We start from the raw sequence: 17,937 nt of genomic DNA on the forward strand, positions 1-17,937 counted from the left end.
CCCTCCCCGTCCCCCTCTCCCACCGGAAGAGGGGGCCATAAGCGCCCGAAGTCACATCAGCACAGTTCAAGCTGGATGTTGTTGCTGGTTAATACCTGCATCACGCCAGGTGGCGGCGGGGTATCGGTATATACCGTATCGACCATGCTGATGCTTCCCATATTGACCATCGCATTACGGCCAAATTTCGAGTGATCCACCACCAGCATAACGTGGCGTGAATTCTCGATGATTGCCCGCTTGGTGCGCACTTCATGGTAGTCAAACTCCAGCAGCGACCCGTCCGCGTCGATGCCGCTTATCCCCAGAATGCCGAAGTCGAGGCGGAACTGGGAGATAAAATCCAGCGTTGCCTCACCCACAATACCACCGTCACGGCTGCGCAGCTCTCCGCCTGCCAGGATGACGCGAAAATCCTCTTTTTTGAGCAGCGTGTTAGCGACATTGAGGTTATTGGTGACCACCCGCAAATTGCTGTGGTCGAGCAGCGCGTGCGCCACCGCTTCAGGGGTGGTGCCGATGTCGATAAAGAGTGTGGCCCCGTCAGGGATCTGACTGGCGACCTTACGCGCAATGCGCTCTTTTTCCGCCGTCTGGGTAGCCTTACGATCGTGCCAGGAGGCATTCACCGAGCTGGAGGGCAAGGCCGCTCCCCCGTGATGGCGCAAAATCTTATTTTGTTCCGCCAGATCGTTCAGGTCACGGCGAATGGTCTGCGGGCTCACGGCGAATTGTTCTACCAGCTCTTCCGTGCTGACATATCCCTGTACTTTAACCAGTTCAATGATTGCGTCATGACGTTGTGTTTGTTTCATGAATAGTCTCTGGGAAATTATGTTCGTTTTCGCGCATTCATTGTATCGACCAGCGCCATCGCAAGGCCAATCAGCAACCCGGCCGTATGCGCGCCGGTGGCGCTGTTCATTGCCGATACGCCAAACCATTCGGCAACCAGTATCACCACAGTGAAAATAGCCAGCCCACGAGGGAGTGAAACCGGGCGCTCCGGGTCGCGTTCACCCCGAAGCCAGACATAACCTATCAGGGCGTACACCACGCCCGATAATCCACCAAACCAGGGTCCAGAAAGTTTGAACTGCAGGAATCCACTCAGTAAGGCGCTGATGAGGGTTATCACCAGCAGCTTGCCACCACCCAGCCGCTTTTCGACTGTGCCACCAAGATACCACCACCAGAACAGGTTAAAGATGATATGAACCAGTGAAAAATGCATGATGGCGTGGGTGAAGTAGCGCCAGGCTTCAAACTGAACCGCCTCGTTGAACGGCCAGGCCAGCCAGACCATGACCGTCTGGTCGCCGATGACGTTCATCAAAATAAACATCAGTATGCAGGCGGCAAAAATGAAAAGAGTCAGCGGCCCACCACGCTCCTGTAAGGCTGCCCGCAGCGGAAATCCTCGGTAACGTAAGCCATTGCTGGTTTGCCCGGACAGCCAGCTCGCCGCAAGATAACGCGGGTCACCGGGGTTTTCCATAAAGCGAGCCAGCTCTGCCCTCACCCGCTCAGCCTGACTGTCGTCTGCCAGCCAGATATCGCTTTGTTCATGCTGCTGAATGGTCAGAATAACGCCCTGGGTTTGCATGTAATCAACAAACGCCTGGGCGACACGCGGGTTAGCAAAGGAGGTGATCATCAACATGGAAGGTGGTCGCTTAGTCCCTGGAAAAGAGGACAGTATAGCGGCAGAACGCGCTATCCCTATAGCGTTCCGTGAGCAACTTCCGCCGGGAAATGGCGATGCCAGGCATCAAATCCACCATCCACACTGAATACGGTGTCATAGCCCTGCTGAAGCAGATATTGCGCGGCCCCTTTGCTGCTATTGCCGTGGTAGCACATCACCATGACCGGCGTTTCAAAATCCGTCTCCTGCATAAAGGTCCCCAGGGTGTCATTGGTCAAATGGAAAGCTCCTGGCGTATGGCCCATGGCAAAGCTTTGAGGATCCCGTATATCAACCAGCACCGCTTTCTTCTGCTGCAGCTTCTGGTGGGTTTCTTCAACGTTTATACAAACAAAATGATCCATAAGACTCTCTTTCAGACATTGCAGGTAAATCGTGCCAAAACTGCCCCGGCTCTCTTCTCGCCCCGCCAGGGTGGGAGGTCGGGTGAAGAGACAAGGGTTGCACGTAGTATGACGCTCATTTTACGTCCACCCGGCAGATAAACGCCATTATGTTATGCATATCACTCTAAATTGTTTTTTTGATGTTACCAATTGCGCGTTCTTTTGCTATTATGAGCGATATCGAACATTTATGAGCTTTAACGAAAGTACGTGAGGGCAGCATGGAAACCAAAGATCTGATTGTCATTGGCGGGGGCATCAACGGTGCCGGGATCGCGGCAGACGCCGCCGGGCGTGGTCTTTCCGTGCTCATGCTGGAGGCTCAGGATTTAGCCTGTGCCACCTCGAGCGCAAGCTCAAAACTGATCCACGGCGGCCTGCGCTACCTGGAACACTATGAATTCCGTCTGGTCAGCGAAGCCCTGGCCGAACGTGAAGTATTGTTGAAGATGGCCCCTCACATCGCCTTCCCGATGCGTTTTCGTTTACCGCATCGCCCCCATCTGCGCCCGGCGTGGATGATTCGAATCGGTCTGTTTATGTACGACCACCTGGGTAAACGCACCAGTTTGCCAGGCTCGAAGGGGTTGCGTTTTGACTCAGACTCGGTTCTTAAACCCGAAATCGTGCGCGGTTTCGAATATTCTGATTGCTGGGTGGACGATGCGCGTCTGGTGGTTGCGAATGCGCAGATGGTCGTTAAAAAAGGCGGCGAGGTCTTAACACGTACCCGCGCAACCTCCGCAAGGCGTGAAAATGGTTTATGGATTGTCGAAGCTGAAGATGTCGACACCGGAGAAAAATTTAGCTGGCAGGCGCGCGGTCTGGTGAATGCGACCGGCCCGTGGGTCAAACAATTCTTCGATGATGGTATGCATCTGCCGTCGCCGTACGGTATCCGCCTGATTAAGGGGAGCCATATCGTCGTACCGCGTGTGCATACCCAAAAACAGGCCTATATCCTGCAAAACGAAGATAAACGCATTGTGTTCGTCATTCCGTGGATGGATGAGTTCTCAATAATCGGTACTACCGATGTGGAATATCAGGGCGATCCGAAACAGGTGGAAATTGATGAAAGCGAAATCAATTATCTGCTGAAAGCCTATAACGCCCACTTCAGGAAGCCGCTTTCACGTGAGGATATCGTCTGGACCTACTCCGGCGTACGTCCCCTTTGTGACGATGAGTCTGACTCACCGCAGGCAATTACCCGTGATTATACCCTCGATATCCACGACGAAGCGGGTAAAGCACCCTTGCTTTCCGTCTTCGGCGGTAAACTCACGACCTACCGTAAGCTCGCCGAGCATGCGATGGAAAAACTGGCGACGTATTATCAGGGTATTGGTCCGGCGTGGACGAAAAGCAGTATTCTGCCCGGCGGGGAAATCGAAGGCGATCGCGATGACTACGCCGCGAAACTGCGCCGCCGTTACCCGTTCATCACGGAATCTCTGGCCCGTCACTTTGCCCGTACCTACGGCAGTAACAGCGAACTTATTCTCAAAGATAAAACGACGGTTGAGGAGTTGGGTGAGCATTTCGGCCATGAGTTATACGAAGCCGAACTGCGCTACCTGGTTGAGCATGAGTGGGTTCGTCGCCTCGACGATGTTCTCTGGCGCCGGACAAAAATCGGCATGTGGCTGAATGCCGACGAGCAGTCCCGCGTAGCGCAATGGCTGACCCGCCATAGCAAAACCGAGCTGTCACTGGCCTCGTAATAAAAAAGCCGGGGATTAACCCGGCTTAATAATCTCTGTTCAGAACCCGGTAAGCCTGTGCTACCGGGTTTTTGTTTTACAACCGCACCGGATCAATATGCCAGATCTTATCGGCATACTCCTGGATGGTACGGTCTGAAGAGAAGTAGCCCATGTTGGCAATGTTGTGCATCGCTTTGGTGGTCCACTCCTCCGGCGTGCGGTAGAGCTCATCAACCTTGTCCTGGCAATCCACATAGCTGCGGAAATCAGCCAGCACCTGATAGTGATCGCCAAAGTTAATCAGGGAATCAACCAGGTCACGGTAACGGCCAGGATCCTGAGGGCTGAACAGCCCGGTCGCAATCTGTGTCAATACCTGATGGAGCTCTTCATCCTGCTCGTAGTATTCACGAGGTTTATAACCCTGACGGCGCAACGCTTCGACCTCTTCCGCCGTGTTGCCGAAGATAAAGATATTGTCTTCACCTACGTGCTCCAGCATCTCAACGTTTGCCCCATCCAGCGTACCAATAGTAAGCGCACCGTTGAGCGCGAACTTCATGTTACTGGTGCCGGACGCTTCCGTTCCCGCCAGCGAAATTTGCTCAGACAGATCTGCCGCCGGAATAATAACCTGCGCCAGACTGACGCTGTAATTCGGAATGAAGACCACCTTGAGCTTGTCGCCAATCTCAGGATCGTTATTGATAACCGCCGCCACGTCATTGATGAGATGAATGATGTGCTTCGCCATGTAATAAGCGGACGCGGCTTTACCGGCAAAAATGTTGACGCGCGGCACCCACGCCGCTTTCGGATCGGCCTTGATACGGTTGTAGCGCAGGATAACGTGCAGCACGTTCATCAACTGGCGCTTGTATTCATGGATGCGTTTGATCTGCACGTCGAACAGCGCTTTCGGGTTTACCACTACGTTCAGCTGCTGCGCAATCACCGATGCCAGGCGCTTCTTATTCTCAAGCTTAGCCTGACGGATCGCCTGATTCACCAGAGGGTAATCAATGTGCTGTTCCAGCTCGCTTAACTGGCTGAGATCGGTACGCCAGGTGCGACCAATATTCTCATCCAGTACCTCCGAGAGCGGCGGGTTCGCCAGCGCCAGCCAGCGACGCGGCGTGACGCCGTTAGTCACATTGGTAAAGCGCATCGGGAAGATTTTTGCAAAGTCAGCAAACAGCGACTGCACCATCAGGTTAGAGTGCAGCTCAGAAACGCCATTCACTTTATGGCTGACGATCACCGCCAGCCAGGCCATACGGACCCGGCGGCCATTGGACTCGTCGATGATGGAAGCACGACTCAGCAGATCCACATCATTCGGGTACTGCTCCTGAATGGTTTTCAGGAAGTAGTCATTGATTTCGAAGATGATCTGCAGATGGCGTGGCAGTATTTTGCCCAACATATCAATCGGCCAGGTTTCCAGCGCTTCGCTCATCAACGTATGGTTGGTGTAAGAGAAGACCTGACAGGTCACTTCAAAGGCTTCGTCCCAGCCAAACTTATGCTCATCAATTAACAAACGCATCAGTTCAGGGATGGACAAAACCGGATGGGTATCATTCAGGTGAATCGCTGTTTTTTCCGCCAGGTTGCTGTAAGTTTTATGCAACTGGAAGTGGCGACTCAAAATGTCCTGAATAGTGGCAGAGACCAGGAAATACTCCTGACGCAGTCGTAATTCACGCCCTGAATAGGTTGAGTCGTCCGGGTAGAGGACGCGGGAGACGTTTTCAGAGTGGTTTTTATCTTCCACCGCTGCGAAGTAATCGCCCTGGTTAAACTTACCCAGGTTGATGGCGCTACTTGCCTGCGCATTCCACAACCGCAACGTGTTGGTCGCATCGGTATCATAACCGGGGATAATCTGATCGTAGGCAACGGCCAGAATCTCTTCTGTCTCAAGCCAGCGGGACTTTTTCCCCTCCTGCTGAATACGGCCGCCAAAGCGCACTTTGTAGCGCGTATTGTGGCGCTTAAATTCCCAGGGGTTACCGTATTCCAGCCAGTAATCCGGGGACTCTTTCTGCCGCCCTTCCACAATGTTTTGCTTGAACATGCCGTAGTCATAACGAATGCCGTAGCCACGACCCGGCAACGCCAGCGTCGCCAGTGAGTCCAGGAAGCAGGCCGCAAGACGGCCCAGGCCGCCGTTACCGAGGCCTGGGTCATTCTCTTCGTCGATCAGTTCGGCGAGATCCAGCCCCATCTCTTCCAGCGCGTTTTTCACGTCATCGTAGATACCCAGAGATAACAGGGCATTGGAAAGGGTGCGGCCAATCAGAAATTCCATCGACAGGTAGTAAACCTGCCGCGTTTCCTGAGACAGTTGTGCACGGTTGGAGCGCAACCAGCGCTCAACCAGACGGTCACGCACGGCAAACAAGGTGGCGTTCAGCCATTCATGTTTATTTGCAATGACCGGATCTTTACCGATGGTGAACATCAGCTTGTAAGCAATTGAATGTTTTAACGCCTCAACGCTCAACGTGGGTGAAGCATAAGTAAAAGGTGCATTCATAAAAGTGATTCCAGGAGCTTATTTCAACCGATAGTAAAGGTCGCGGTAAGACTGCGCGGCGACCTGCCAGCTAAAATCCATGCCCATCGCCTGACGCTGAACAAAACGCCAGAGTGAAGGACGGGACCACAACACGAAAGCACGCCGAATCGCGCGGAGCAGCGACCAGGCATTACTGTCTTCAAATACAAAACCACTGGCGATTCCATCTGCCAAATTCTCCAGAGAGCTATCGGACACCGTATCAGCAAGCCCACCGGTACGCCGTACCAGCGGCAGTGTGCCGTACTTCAGTCCATAAAGTTGCGTTAATCCACACGGTTCGAAGCGACTCGGCACCAGAATGACGTCAGCGCCACCCATGATGCGGTGCGAGAACGCTTCGTGATAACCAATCTGAACACCCACCTGCCCCGGGTGCTCTGCTGCTGCGGCCAGGAACCCTTCCTGCAGAACCGGATCGCCCGCGCCCAACAGCGCAAGTTGTCCACCCTGCTCAAGCAACCCTGGCAGTGCTTCCAGCACGAGGTCGAGGCCTTTCTGACTGGTTAAACGACTGACCACTGCAAACAGTGGAACCTTGTCGTTAACCTTCAGTCCCATGGCAACCTGCAACTGGCGCTTGTTCTCTGCTTTTTCTTCCAGCGTATCCCTCGTATAACGCGAGGTAAGCAGCAAGTCTGTTGCCGGGTCCCAAATTTTTTCATCGACGCCATTAAGAATGCCGCTCAGGCGACCTTCCATCTGCCGCTGGCGTAACAGTCCTTCCATACCATAGGCAAATTGTGGCTCAGTAATTTCACGCGCGTAGGTGGGGCTAACGGCCGTAATGTGGTCGGCGTAATAAAGCCCCGCTTTAAGGAATGAAATCTGCCCCTTAAATTCCAGCCCATGCATGGTAAAGAAGGAGGATGGCAACCCGATTTCACTCATATGATGCGCGTAATACATTCCCTGGTAGGCCAGGTTATGGACAGTGAACACCGACTTCGCCGGACGCCCTTTCGCTGCAAGATAGGCGGGTGCCAGGCCGGCATGCCAGTCATGAGCATGGACCACATCTGGCCGCCAGAAAGGGTCAAGCCCACTGGCCATCTCTGCACCTACCCAGCCAAGCAGCGCAAAGCGCAAGACGTTATCGGTATAGGCGAAAAGATTTGTGTCGTGGTACGGGCTGCCGGGCCGGTCATAGAGATGCGGCGCGTCAATTAAGTAGATCCCCACCCCATTAAAATGTCCGAACAGCAATGTAATTCGACCGGCGAAGGTCTCCCGACGGCTGACAATCTGAGCATCCGTCACTCCCCGACGGATATCAGGGAACGCAGGCAGTAGCACGCGCGTGTCAACGCCGTCAGCGATTTGCGCCGCCGGTAGTGCGCCAATAACATCTGCCAGACCACCGGTCTTCAGCAACGGAAACATCTCGGAACATACATGTAAAACCTGCATTCTCGCTCCTGTCAAAACCGCTAACACTCAACCGGCATTAGCGGAAAAACAGCACGCGGACCCCTTCCGCGCAAGGTTATCTCGATGCTGTTACTCTTGTTGCAATTTACGCAGCATTTCGCGCGTCACCAGCACAATGCCCTCTTCGGAGCGGTAGAATCGACGCGCATCTTCTTCTGCATTCTCACCAATAATCGTCCCTTCCGGGATGACACAAGCGCGGTCTATAACGCAGCGCCGCAAGCGACAGGAGCGTCCGACCCACACCTCAGGTAACAGAACCGCAGAATCGATATTGCAAAACGAGTTTACGCGCACCCGTGAAAACAATACCGATTGCACGACCACCGATCCGGAGATCACACATCCACCAGAAACCAGTGAGTTCAACGTCATACCGTGACTTCCCGATCTGTCCTGAACAAATTTCGCCGGTGGCAAAGATTCATTATAGGTACGGATTGGCCAGTTACGGTCATACATGTCCAGTTCCGGCACAACGGAAGCAAGATCGAGGTTCGCTTTCCAGTAGGCTTCCAGGGTTCCCACATCGCGCCAGTAAGGTTCTGACTCAGGATCCGAGTGCACGCAGGAGAGTGGGAAAGGGTGTGCATAAGCCATGCCAGACTTCATAATCAACGGGATGATGTCTTTACCGAAATCGTGACTGGAGTTTTCGTTCTTGTCGTCTTCTTCCAGGAGTTCGTAGAGATACTCTGCATCGAAGACATAAATCCCCATACTGGCCAGCGATTTGGTGTCGTCATTAGGCATGGACGGCGGGTTAGCGGGCTTCTCGACAAACGCAATAACTTTGTCATTTTCATCCACAGCCATTACGCCAAAAGCGCTTGCCTCTTCAATAGGCACCGGCAGACAGGCCACGGTGCAGCGCGCACCCTTTTCGACATGATCGATAAGCATGCGGGAATAGTCCTGCTTATAGATATGGTCCCCCGCCAGGATAACGATATATTCAGCGCCGTAGCGACGAATGATGTCGAGGTTCTGCGTCACCGCATCGGCAGTACCGCGATACCAGCTCTCACCGTGCACACGCTGCTGGGCTGGCAACAGGTCGACAAACTCATTCATCTCTTCATTAAAGAAAGACCAGCCGCGCTGAATGTGCTGCACCAGGGTATGGGACTGATATTGCGTAATGACCCCAATACGGCGGATACCGGAGTTAATGCAGTTGGACAGGGCAAAATCGATAATGCGAAATTTCCCGCCAAAGTGAACGGCAGGCTTGGCACGTTTTTTTGTCAAATCTTTCAGGCGCGTCCCTCGCCCACCTGCAAGTATCAGGGCTACAGATTTTAATGGCAGCTGGCGCGCTAACATTAATGGATCATTCTTTTCTAATCTAACCATGACGAACTCCTTTTTTATGACCTTTCAAATACGCACACTCCGTGCGCGGGCCCATGCCAGACAGCCATGACTACCGGATTATCCTCTCCGGCAAACGGAGGAATGGCGCGCCACTCCCCATCGGGTAAAACCAGTTCGGCAACCTCAGGTGTCCCGTTGATCGTTATCAAAAATCGATCGGACAACAGGATTTGCAGGCAATGCAAGCCACCTTGCCACTCACCGGCGCTAAGAGGTTGCGCCGCGTTATTCAGCCACCGAACGTTTCCATCCCCCTCTTCCCACCAGTGATTCCGCGTTAATGCCGGAATACGCTTGCGAAGATGGATCAATGCAGAGGTAAAGCCCACCAGCCCACTGTTTGCCTGTTGCCAGTCAAGCCAGGTCAACACGTTATCCTGGCAGTAGGCGTTGTTATTACCGTGCTGGCTGTGACCCTGTTCATCACCGGCCAGCAGCATTGGTGTTCCCTGAGAAAGCAGCAGAGTGGTCAACAGGGCATGGACGCTGGTTCGCCTCCTTTCTGTTATCTCAAAACTGCTGCTTAAACCTTCTATACCATGATTATTACTATGGTTATTGTTAGTACCGTCGCGATTTTCCTCGCCGTTAGCCTGGTTATGTTTGTGGTTAAAGCTCACACAATCACGCAACGTAAAGCCATCGTGCGCCGTTACCAGGTTGATGGAAGCGCAAGGCAAACGGCCCTCGCGACGGAACAGCTCGCCCGAGGCGGCAAACCGCCCGGCAAATTCGCCCAGCGACAACGACTGCTCCAGCCAGAAGCGACGCGTCGCATCACGAAAATGATCGTTCCACTCGGCAAACGGCGGCGGGAAATTACCCACCTGATAACCGCCGTGACCAATGTCCCAGGGTTCAGCAATCAGTTTCAGCCCCGATAGCAGCGGATCCTGTTTGATGGCTTCAAACAGCGGCGCATGAGGGCTGTAGTCCGGCGTTCTGCCCATCACGCTCGCAAGATCAAAACGGAACCCGTCAACATGAAAGGTGTGAACCCAGTGTCTGAGGCATGCGATCGCAAACGCCACACCGCCCGGATGAGAAAGGTTTAGCGTGTTGCCACAGCCGGTCCAGTTCTCATAATCACCATCACCCCTGATCCAATAATAGCTACGGTTATCGATTCCGCGCAGGGAGAGCGTCGGCCCGTCAAGATCAATTTCAGCGGAATGGTTCAACACAATGTCGAGGATCACTTCAATTCCGTTCTCGTGCAGCGCTTTTACCGCATCACGAAATTCATTGATGGCAGCCTCTGGTGTGCTGGCATAACGCGGTTCGAGCGCAAACAGCCCCAGCGGGTTGTATCCCCAGTAATTACTCAACCCCAGCCGCTGCAGGCGAGGTTCGCTGAGAAAATGCGCGACAGGCATCAGTTCCAGGGCCGTGATCCCAAGCGTTTTGAAGTACTCAATCATCACCGGGTGACCCAGGGCTTTGTAGGTGCCCCGGATCGCTTCAGGCAGAGCAGGATGCAAATACGTCAGCCCTTTAACATGAGCTTCGTAGATAATGGTCTCGCCCCAGGGAGTGGAAGGCGCACGATCGCCCCCCCAGTCGTAAGCTTCATCCACGACGATGCATTTAGGCGCGACCGCGGCGCTGTCATGTGGGTCAGGGGTCTGATAGCCGCCGTGCAGCAGTGGATTATCGTTAACCTCACCTTCAATACGCAGCGCGCAGGGATCAATAACCAGCTTGGCCGGGTTAAAACGGTGCCCCCCGGCGGGATCCCAGGGGCCATGCACACGGTAACCATAACGCAGACCCGCTTTTGCATTCGGCAAAAAACCATGCCAGACGTCACCTGTTCGGGCCGGAAGATCAACACGCTGCTCGTTGCCTTCGTCATCGAAGAGGCACAGTTCCACACGGTGCGCATGAGCGGAAAAGAGGGTGAAGTTTACCCCGTCCTCTGCCACATGCGCGCCGAGCGGCGCTGCCTGTCCAGCCGCCAGAAGCGTCATTCCCCCTCCCGAACCAGCCAGATGGTCGACAACGGAGGCAAGGTGATGGAGAGTGAATGTTCACGACCGTGGCTAGGAATGGTTTCGCTTTGTACACCGCCGCCGTTACCGGCGTTACTGCCGTGGTAGTGCATTGAGTCGGTATTCAGCTCTTCACGCCAGCGACCAGGCTGGTTAACACCGAAGCGATAACCATGACGCGGCACCGGGGTAAAGTTACTGGCAACGATAATTTCATTACCTGCTTTATCACGACGAACAAAAATAAACACCGAACGCTCATAGTCATCGACCACCAGCCATTCAAAGCCGTAATCGTCAAAGTCCAGCTCATGCAAGGCCTTATGGTGACGATAGGTTCGGTTCAGATCGCGCACCAGACGCTGTACACCGTGGTGCCAGTTATCGCTACCTTCCAGCAGGTGCCAGTCCAGGCTTGAGTCATGATTCCACTCGCGACCCTGAGCAAACTCATTGCCCATAAACAACAGCTTTTTACCGGGGAAGGCCCACATCCAGCCGTAGTAGGCGCGCAGGTTGGCAAACTTCTGCCAGGCATCACCCGGCATACGATCCAGAATGGATTTTTTGCCGTGTACAACTTCGTCATGGGAGAGCGGCAACACGAAGTTTTCCGTGCTGTTATAAATCATACCGAAGGTGAGTTTGTCGTGATGGTGCTGGCGATAGATCGGGTCGAGCTTCATGTAGTCGAGCGTGTCATGCATCCACCCCAGGTTCCATTTGTACCAGAAACCCAGCCCACCTATTGAAGGCGGGCGCGAGACGCCAGGAAAATCCGTCGACTCTTCCGCCATGCTCACCGCACCGGGTACCTGCTCACCGAGAATACGGTTGGTGTTACGTAAAAACTCAATAGCCTCAAGATTTTCACGACCACCGTGTTCATTAGGGATCCACTCCCCCGCTTTACGGCTGTAATCGCGGTAGATCATGGACGCCACCGCATCCACGCGCAGGGCATCAATGCCGAAGCGCTCAATCCAGTAAAGCGCATTACCCACCAGATAGTTGCTGACCTCACGACGGCCAAAGTTGTAGATAAGCGTGTTCCAGTCCTGATGGTAGCCTTCGCGTGGGTCGCTGTGCTCATAAAGGCTGGTACCATCAAACTGCGCAAGACCAAAGTCATCTGAAGGGAAGTGGCCCGGTACCCAGTCAAGAATGACGTTTAACCCGGCAGCATGGGCAGCTTTCACAAAGTAGAGGAAGTCATCACGGGTGCCAAAACGACGGGTCGGAGCATACATTCCGGTGGGTTGATAGCCCCAGCTACCGTCAAAAGGATGCTCATTAATGGGCAGCAGCTCAAGGTGAGTAAAGCCCATCCACTTCACGTAGGGGACCAGTTGGTCGGCCAGCTCGCGGTAGCTCAGCCAGAAATTATTGTCAGTATGGCGACGCCAGGATCCCAGATGCACCTCATAAATAGAGATGGGTGCATCAAATTCGTTGGCTTTTTTACGTGCTTCGGTCTGCTCTACCTTCTCAGGAAGATCGCAAATCATCGAGGCCGTTTCCGGACGCATCTGCGCTTCAAAAGCATAGGGATCCGATTTAATGCGCAGCTTGCCGTTGGCATCAATCATCTCAAATTTATAGAGCTGACCGTTGTGCGCACCAGGAATGAAAAGCTCCCAGATGCCGGACTCTTTTCGCAGACGCATAGGGTGGCGACGACCATCCCAGTAGTTGAACTGTCCGACGACAGAGACACGGCGGGCGTTAGGAGCCCATAGTGAAAAGCGCGTACCCGTCACACCATCCATCGTATCGGCGTGTGCGCCGAGGGTTTCATAAGGCCGCAGATGGGTGCCTTCAGAGAGCAACCAGGCATCCATCTCCTGAATCAATGGACCAAAACGATACGGGTCGTCGATGAGGTTTTGCTGACCATGCCATACAACGGCAAGCTGGTAGCGAAAAGGGTTTTTACGTCGTGGCATAACGCCACTAAAAAAGCCACGTGAATCCAGGCAATCCAGGTTGCCCACTTTACGACCCGTTTTGGGTTCAATCACCCAGACTTCTGTCGCATCCGGTAATAATGCGCGGACTTCCAGCCCCGCTTCCGTCTGGTGCATGCCGAGCACGGAAAAGGGGTCCGCAAAATGGCCTGCTATTAGCGCGTTAATCACGTCTCTATCTACAAGCACGGACATGGTTTCATCCTTTTTTATTTGTGTCCCACCAAAGCCGGGAGGGTTATACACCCGGTTGAGACACATTTTTTGACCTGAACTGCGCAGCACATAATGTGCATCCTCTCTGCTCAGTCCCACCTTCAGGTAAGATGCAAAGGCACCCAACTTAAAGCATAGCCAACGCTGTCTCTAACCCCCGATAAAATTAACAATATCCGCGTAGAATCCTTTAATACGCAAAAAAAAGGGGTGACAAGCACCCCTTTTCAAAGAATTTTAGTTTAAGCCAACTGCCGTAGCATGCGGCGTAGCGGCTCGGCCGCGCCCCATAACAGCTGATCGCCAACGGTAAAAGCAGAGAGGAAATCTGGCCCCATATTCAGCTTACGCAGGCGACCAACCGGGGTGGTCAGCGTACCGGTAACCGCGGCCGGCGTCAGTTCACGCATGGTGATTTCACGGTCATTCGGCACCACTTTCGCCCACGGGTTATGGGCCGCCAGCAGCTCTTCGATGGTCGGAATCGACACATCTTTTTTCAATTTTAAGGTGAAAGCCTGGCTATGGCAGCGCAGCGCCCCGACACGTACACACAGGCCATCAACCGGGATTGCAGAGGCAGTGCTCAAAATCTTGTTGGTTTCCGCCTGCCCTTTCCACTCTTCGCGGCTCTGACCGTTATCCAGCTGTTTGTCGATCCACGGGATCAGGCTACCTGCCAGCGGTACGCCAAAGTTATCAACCGGCAATTCACCGCTGCGCGAAAGCTGAGTGACTTTGCGCTCAATATCGAGAATAGCGGAAGCTGGGTTGGCAAGTTCCGCCGCCACGTGACCATGCAGCTGACCCATCTGCGCCAGCAGTTCGCGCATGTGGCGTGCGCCGCCACCGGATGCCGCCTGATAAGTGGCAACAGAGACCCATTCAACCAGATCGTTTGCGAACAGGCCGCCCAGTGACATCAGCATCAGGCTGACGGTGCAGTTTCCGCCCACAAAGGTCTTGATACCCTTGTTCAGACCTTCGGTAATCACAGACTGGTTAACCGGATCGAGAATAATGATGGCGTCATCTTTCATACGTAACGATGATGCCGCATCAATCCAGTAGCCCTGCCAGCCGCTTTCACGAAGCTTTGGATAGATTTCGTTGGTATAATCGCCGCCCTGGCAGGTGACAATAATGTCGAGGGCCTTCAACGCTTCCAGATCGAATGCATCCTGCAACGTACCGGCAGATTGACCGCCAAACGTCGGAGCAGCCTGACCGAGCTGGGAAGTGGAGAAGAAGACCGGGCGAATGGCGTCGAAGTCGCGCTCTTCTACCATGCGTTGCATGAGTACGGAGCCGACCATACCGCGCCAACCGATAAAACCAACATTTTTCATAACGTATTTCCTGCGAAGGTGTGTGCTGTTTGTGCTTGCCAGTATCCTGACTGGCGCTAATAGCCCACATTACAAAATGCACACAAAGTCGCAAGTGAAATTAATCAATGATGGGCAAGCCATCAGAAATACCGCTAATCAGCGGCAAAACAGGTAAGAGTCATGAGCGAAATCATTTCTGTGGCAGTGTTGTTGATCCTGATTATGGACCCTCTCGGGAACCTGCCTATTTTCATGTCGGTACTGAAACATACCGAACCAAAGCGTCGGCGCAAGATCATGATCCGGGAGCTGCTTATCGCCCTGGCGCTGATGCTGATTTTTCTGTTTGCGGGTGAAAATATTCTGGCATTTCTTAACCTGCGCGCAGAAACCGTCTCCATTTCCGGTGGCATTATTCTGTTTCTGATTGCCATTAAGATGATTTTTCCGAGCGAGTCAGGCAGCAGCATGGGCCTGCCTGCGGGGGAAGAACCCTTTATTGTGCCGCTGGCGGTTCCGCTGGTCGCCGGGCCAACGTTGCTCGCTACCTTAATGCTACTGTCACACCAGTACCCGAACCAGATGAGCCATCTGGTGATTGCCTTGCTGATTGCCTGGGGCGGAACGGTCGCAATTTTGCTGCAGTCATCGCTGTTTCTGCGTTTGCTTGGCGAAAAAGGGGTAAACGCGCTGGAACGTTTGATGGGCCTGGTACTGGTGATGCTCGCGACCCAGATGTTCCTGGACGGCATCCGGCTGTGGATGAAAGGCTAGGTAAAAGCAACGGGAATAAAAGCAAAAAGGCAACGCAAGTTGCCTTTTTTAGTGTTTGCTCCCTCTCCCGCCGGGCTGAAGAATTCCCAGAAATATGACGTTTTGCAGCGATATCACAGTCCCATGAGAATAAAACCGTCACCGCGATGACAAGGTCCGGCTGAAAATCGATGAGGCGTTGACGGCTGACCGGGGCCGCCCGCAGGGAAGCGGGCGGAGGGGATAGCCTGCAGGGAGGCAGGCTGGTCCCCGACCCGATAGTCAGACGACATAAGCATCATGGACCGCGAAGCGGCGATTTTCCTTGCCGGGAGCCCGGGTCGCCAGGGTGGTGGCGGTGAACCACCCTGGCACGTTCACGGGTTCTGGCGTGACAGAAAAGCAAGGAACATAAGGTGAACGGAATGACCACAAGAGCCGCATGTTTCCCCTCACCCTGGCCCTCTCCCCAAAGGGGCGAGGGGGCTTTCCGTGCTCGAAATATTTTGTGGGGATCCCTCAGCTCCGTGGGAGAGGGTTGAGGTGAGGGCATCAGACCGCACCTCTCCATGCAATACCTTAACTTAGCAACGTAAACGCAATCATCCCGACAATGGCACCAGTGGTCCCCAGAATGGTTTCCATTAACGTCCAGGTCTTTAGCGTCTGTGCTTCGGTGGCGCCGGTGAATTTACCGAATAACCAGAAACCCGCATCGTTCACGTGACTGACCACAATGGAACCACCGGCAATACAAATCGACAGGGCTGCCATCTGCGCTCCGGTAAAATGCAGTTGCTCAATCACCGGCATCACCAGCCCCACCGCCGTTAAGCAGGCGACCGTAGCAGAACCCTGAATAATACGCACCGCAGCGGCCAACACGAAACAGGTCACTGCAATCGGTAGCCCCATTCCGGTCAGCGCTTCACCCAGCGCCGGGCCAACGCCTGAATCCACCAGAACCTGTTTGAATACGCCGCCCGCCCCAATCACCAGCAGGATAATCCCGGCGGGTTGCAGCGCCTGGCCGCAGATTTCCATCACGCGGTCTTTCGCCATGCCCTGACGAATCGCCAGGCCATAGATTGCCACCAGACATGCCACCAGAATCGCCGTAAAGGGGTGACCAATAAACTCAAGCCAGTTGTAAAGACCAGAGCCTTCGGCAACAAAGCGGGCCGCGATCGTCTTCATTCCCACCAGCACCAGCGGCAGCAGAATGAGCGCCAGACTAAAGCCAAAAGAGGGCATCTTACCTTCGCCCAGATGCGGCTCGGAGATGTCGTCCGGGATATGCAATTCAACATAGCGGCTAATAAAATTGCCCCACAGCGGCCCGGCAATCAGCATGCCCGGAATGGCCGCACACAGGCCAATCAGGATCATCCAGCCAAAATCTGCGTGCATCTGAGAGGCCAGCAGCATAGGAGCAGGACCTGGCAGCAGAAACGCCGCAGCCGCAGCCACCCCCGCAAACAGCGGAATGACCAGCTTCACCAGGTTGGTCCCGGTGTGGCGCGCCATAGAGAAAGCCACGCTAATCAACAGCACAACCGCCACTTCGAAGAACAGCGGCAGTGCGCAGATCAGACCGGCCAGGCCAATCGCATAGTGCGCGCGGCTGTGACCAAAGGATTTGAGCATCTTCACGGCAATCTGGTCGACCGCGCCGGTCTCATGCAGAATTTTGCCGAACATGGCCCCGAGCGCCACCACAATGGCGAGGAAGCCCAACGTACCACCCATCCCTTTTTCCATCGTCGCCGCAATTTTAATGAGCGGCATACCCGAAAAAAGACCTGCACCAATAGAAACCACCATCAAGGCAACGAAAGCATGCATACGTGCTTTCATCACTAAAAACAGCAGCAGCAAAACAGAGCCCACTGCTGTTAAAACAAGCGTTAATGTACTCAAAACTACTGCCTTTATTTATTAATTACTGCAATTGTGCTGGCGACAACCCCTTCCAGCGGCTGGTCGATATCGACGACAAGTACGTCGCGCTCGTCCGCACCCGGCTCCTCCAGTGCTTCAAACTGGGTCACCAACATCTGCGTTTTAAAGAAGTGGCCTTTACGTGCTTTCAGACGACGTTCGATCACGTCAAATTCGCCTTTCAGATAGATAAAGGAGAGGTTCGGATTCCCATCACGTAACAGGTCACGGTAGCGCTTCTTAAGAGAAGAGCAGACGATCAGCGACACCTTGTTGGTGCGTTGCATCGCAAACGCAGCGTCGTTCAGCGCCTGCAGCCAGGGCTTACGGTCATCATCATTCAGTGGCTCACCTGCCGCCATTTTTGTGATGTTGCTGCGCGGATGAAGGAAGTCGCCATCGAGAAACGCGGCATGGATTTGATGCGCCACTTCACTGGCGACAGCGGATTTACCACTGCCAGAAACGCCCATCAGGACATAGACGTGGTGATCATGATTAGTCGTGCTCAAAGCGTAGCTCCCACTCAGACAAAGAGAATTG

The 17,937-nt window shown here is 53.9% G+C and carries 13 protein-coding genes; 2 read left to right on the plus strand and 11 right to left on the minus strand.

What is annotated here, in order from left to right:
- Positions 1-56: 56 nt before the first annotated feature.
- From M1D91_RS21705 to glpE, 3 genes are read right to left on the minus strand one after another with little or no spacing between them, the layout of a single operon-like run.
- Positions 57-815: a DeoR/GlpR family transcriptional regulator gene (locus M1D91_RS21705; RefSeq protein WP_437432775.1), complete on the minus strand. Its 759-nt coding sequence runs from the start codon at positions 813-815 to the stop codon at positions 57-59.
- A gap of 17 nt (positions 816-832) precedes the next feature.
- Positions 833-1,663 carry a rhomboid family intramembrane serine protease GlpG gene (glpG, locus tag M1D91_RS21710; protein ID WP_437432774.1) on the minus strand — a complete coding sequence of 277 codons (831 nt, stop codon included), beginning with the start codon at positions 1,661-1,663 and terminating at the stop codon, positions 833-835.
- Between the two features lie 59 nt (positions 1,664-1,722).
- Positions 1,723-2,052 carry a thiosulfate sulfurtransferase GlpE gene (glpE, locus tag M1D91_RS21715; protein WP_437432773.1) on the minus strand — a complete coding sequence of 110 codons (330 nt, stop codon included), beginning with the start codon at positions 2,050-2,052 and terminating at the stop codon, positions 1,723-1,725.
- A 263-nt stretch (positions 2,053-2,315) separates the two neighbouring features.
- Between glpE and glpD the strand changes: the two genes are divergently transcribed.
- The gene (gene glpD, locus M1D91_RS21720; RefSeq protein ID WP_437432772.1) at positions 2,316-3,821 is read left to right on the plus strand and encodes a glycerol-3-phosphate dehydrogenase; all 1,506 of its coding nucleotides are present in this window, start codon (positions 2,316-2,318) and stop codon (positions 3,819-3,821) included.
- Positions 3,822-3,897: 76 nt separating this feature from the next.
- Here the strand turns inward: glpD and glgP are convergent, their stop codons facing one another.
- The 6 genes from glgP to asd form a co-directional block, all read right to left on the minus strand.
- Positions 3,898-6,345 (minus strand): glycogen phosphorylase, encoded by a 2,448-nt coding sequence (gene glgP, locus M1D91_RS21725; protein WP_437432771.1) that lies wholly within the window; start codon positions 6,343-6,345, stop codon positions 3,898-3,900.
- Between the two features lie 18 nt (positions 6,346-6,363).
- The gene (gene glgA, locus M1D91_RS21730; RefSeq protein ID WP_437432770.1) at positions 6,364-7,797 is read right to left on the minus strand and encodes a glycogen synthase GlgA; all 1,434 of its coding nucleotides are present in this window, start codon (positions 7,795-7,797) and stop codon (positions 6,364-6,366) included.
- A gap of 90 nt (positions 7,798-7,887) precedes the next feature.
- Positions 7,888-9,174 (minus strand): glucose-1-phosphate adenylyltransferase, encoded by a 1,287-nt coding sequence (glgC, locus tag M1D91_RS21735; RefSeq protein ID WP_437432769.1) that lies wholly within the window; start codon positions 9,172-9,174, stop codon positions 7,888-7,890.
- Positions 9,175-9,188: 14 nt separating this feature from the next.
- A complete protein-coding gene (gene glgX / locus M1D91_RS21740; protein WP_437432768.1) occupies positions 9,189-11,165 on the minus strand; it encodes a glycogen debranching protein GlgX in 1,977 nt (658 codons plus the stop codon).
- Positions 11,162-13,348, minus strand: a complete 2,187-nt coding sequence (glgB, locus tag M1D91_RS21745; RefSeq protein WP_437432767.1) for a 1,4-alpha-glucan branching enzyme — start codon at positions 13,346-13,348, stop codon at positions 11,162-11,164. Before glgB ends, glgX begins: the two co-directional genes overlap by 4 nt.
- Before the next feature lie 263 nt (positions 13,349-13,611).
- Entirely contained in the window at positions 13,612-14,718 is a 1,107-nt protein-coding gene (gene asd, locus M1D91_RS21750) for an aspartate-semialdehyde dehydrogenase (protein ID WP_437432766.1), read from the minus strand.
- Positions 14,719-14,880: 162 nt separating this feature from the next.
- On the opposite strand from asd, the gene M1D91_RS21755 reads away from it, so the two are divergent.
- The gene (locus tag M1D91_RS21755) at positions 14,881-15,474 is read left to right on the plus strand and encodes a YhgN family NAAT transporter (protein ID WP_437432765.1); all 594 of its coding nucleotides are present in this window, start codon (positions 14,881-14,883) and stop codon (positions 15,472-15,474) included.
- Positions 15,475-16,032: 558 nt separating this feature from the next.
- Here the strand turns inward: M1D91_RS21755 and gntU are convergent.
- Positions 16,033-17,373 (minus strand): gluconate transporter, encoded by a 1,341-nt coding sequence (gntU, locus tag M1D91_RS21760; protein WP_437434113.1) that lies wholly within the window; start codon positions 17,371-17,373, stop codon positions 16,033-16,035.
- A gap of 11 nt (positions 17,374-17,384) precedes the next feature.
- Positions 17,385-17,906: a gluconokinase gene (gene gntK / locus M1D91_RS21765; RefSeq protein WP_437434114.1), complete on the minus strand. Its 522-nt coding sequence runs from the start codon at positions 17,904-17,906 to the stop codon at positions 17,385-17,387.
- Between the last annotated feature and the right edge of the window lie 31 nt (positions 17,907-17,937).

This window comes from Enterobacter sp. SA197 (assembly GCF_054131575.1).

What these genes read in the sequence shown, in the direction of transcription:
- M1D91_RS21705 (WP_437432775.1), bottom strand. Translation starts at nt 815, where the DNA reads ATGAAACAAACACAACGTCATGACGCAATCATTGAACTGGTTAAAGTA.
- glpG (WP_437432774.1), bottom strand. Translation starts at nt 1,663, where the DNA reads ATGTTGATGATCACCTCCTTTGCTAACCCGCGTGTCGCCCAGGCGTTT.
- glpE (WP_437432773.1), bottom strand. Translation starts at nt 2,052, where the DNA reads ATGGATCATTTTGTTTGTATAAACGTTGAAGAAACCCACCAGAAGCTG.
- glpD (WP_437432772.1), top strand. Translation starts at nt 2,316, where the DNA reads ATGGAAACCAAAGATCTGATTGTCATTGGCGGGGGCATCAACGGTGCC.
- glgP (WP_437432771.1), bottom strand. Translation starts at nt 6,345, where the DNA reads ATGAATGCACCTTTTACTTATGCTTCACCCACGTTGAGCGTTGAGGCG.
- glgA (WP_437432770.1), bottom strand. Translation starts at nt 7,797, where the DNA reads ATGCAGGTTTTACATGTATGTTCCGAGATGTTTCCGTTGCTGAAGACC.
- glgC (WP_437432769.1), bottom strand. Translation starts at nt 9,174, where the DNA reads ATGGTTAGATTAGAAAAGAATGATCCATTAATGTTAGCGCGCCAGCTG.
- glgX (WP_437432768.1), bottom strand. Translation starts at nt 11,165, where the DNA reads ATGACGCTTCTGGCGGCTGGACAGGCAGCGCCGCTCGGCGCGCATGTG.
- glgB (WP_437432767.1), bottom strand. Translation starts at nt 13,348, where the DNA reads ATGTCCGTGCTTGTAGATAGAGACGTGATTAACGCGCTAATAGCAGGC.
- asd (WP_437432766.1), bottom strand. Translation starts at nt 14,718, where the DNA reads ATGAAAAATGTTGGTTTTATCGGTTGGCGCGGTATGGTCGGCTCCGTA.
- M1D91_RS21755 (WP_437432765.1), top strand. Translation starts at nt 14,881, where the DNA reads ATGAGCGAAATCATTTCTGTGGCAGTGTTGTTGATCCTGATTATGGAC.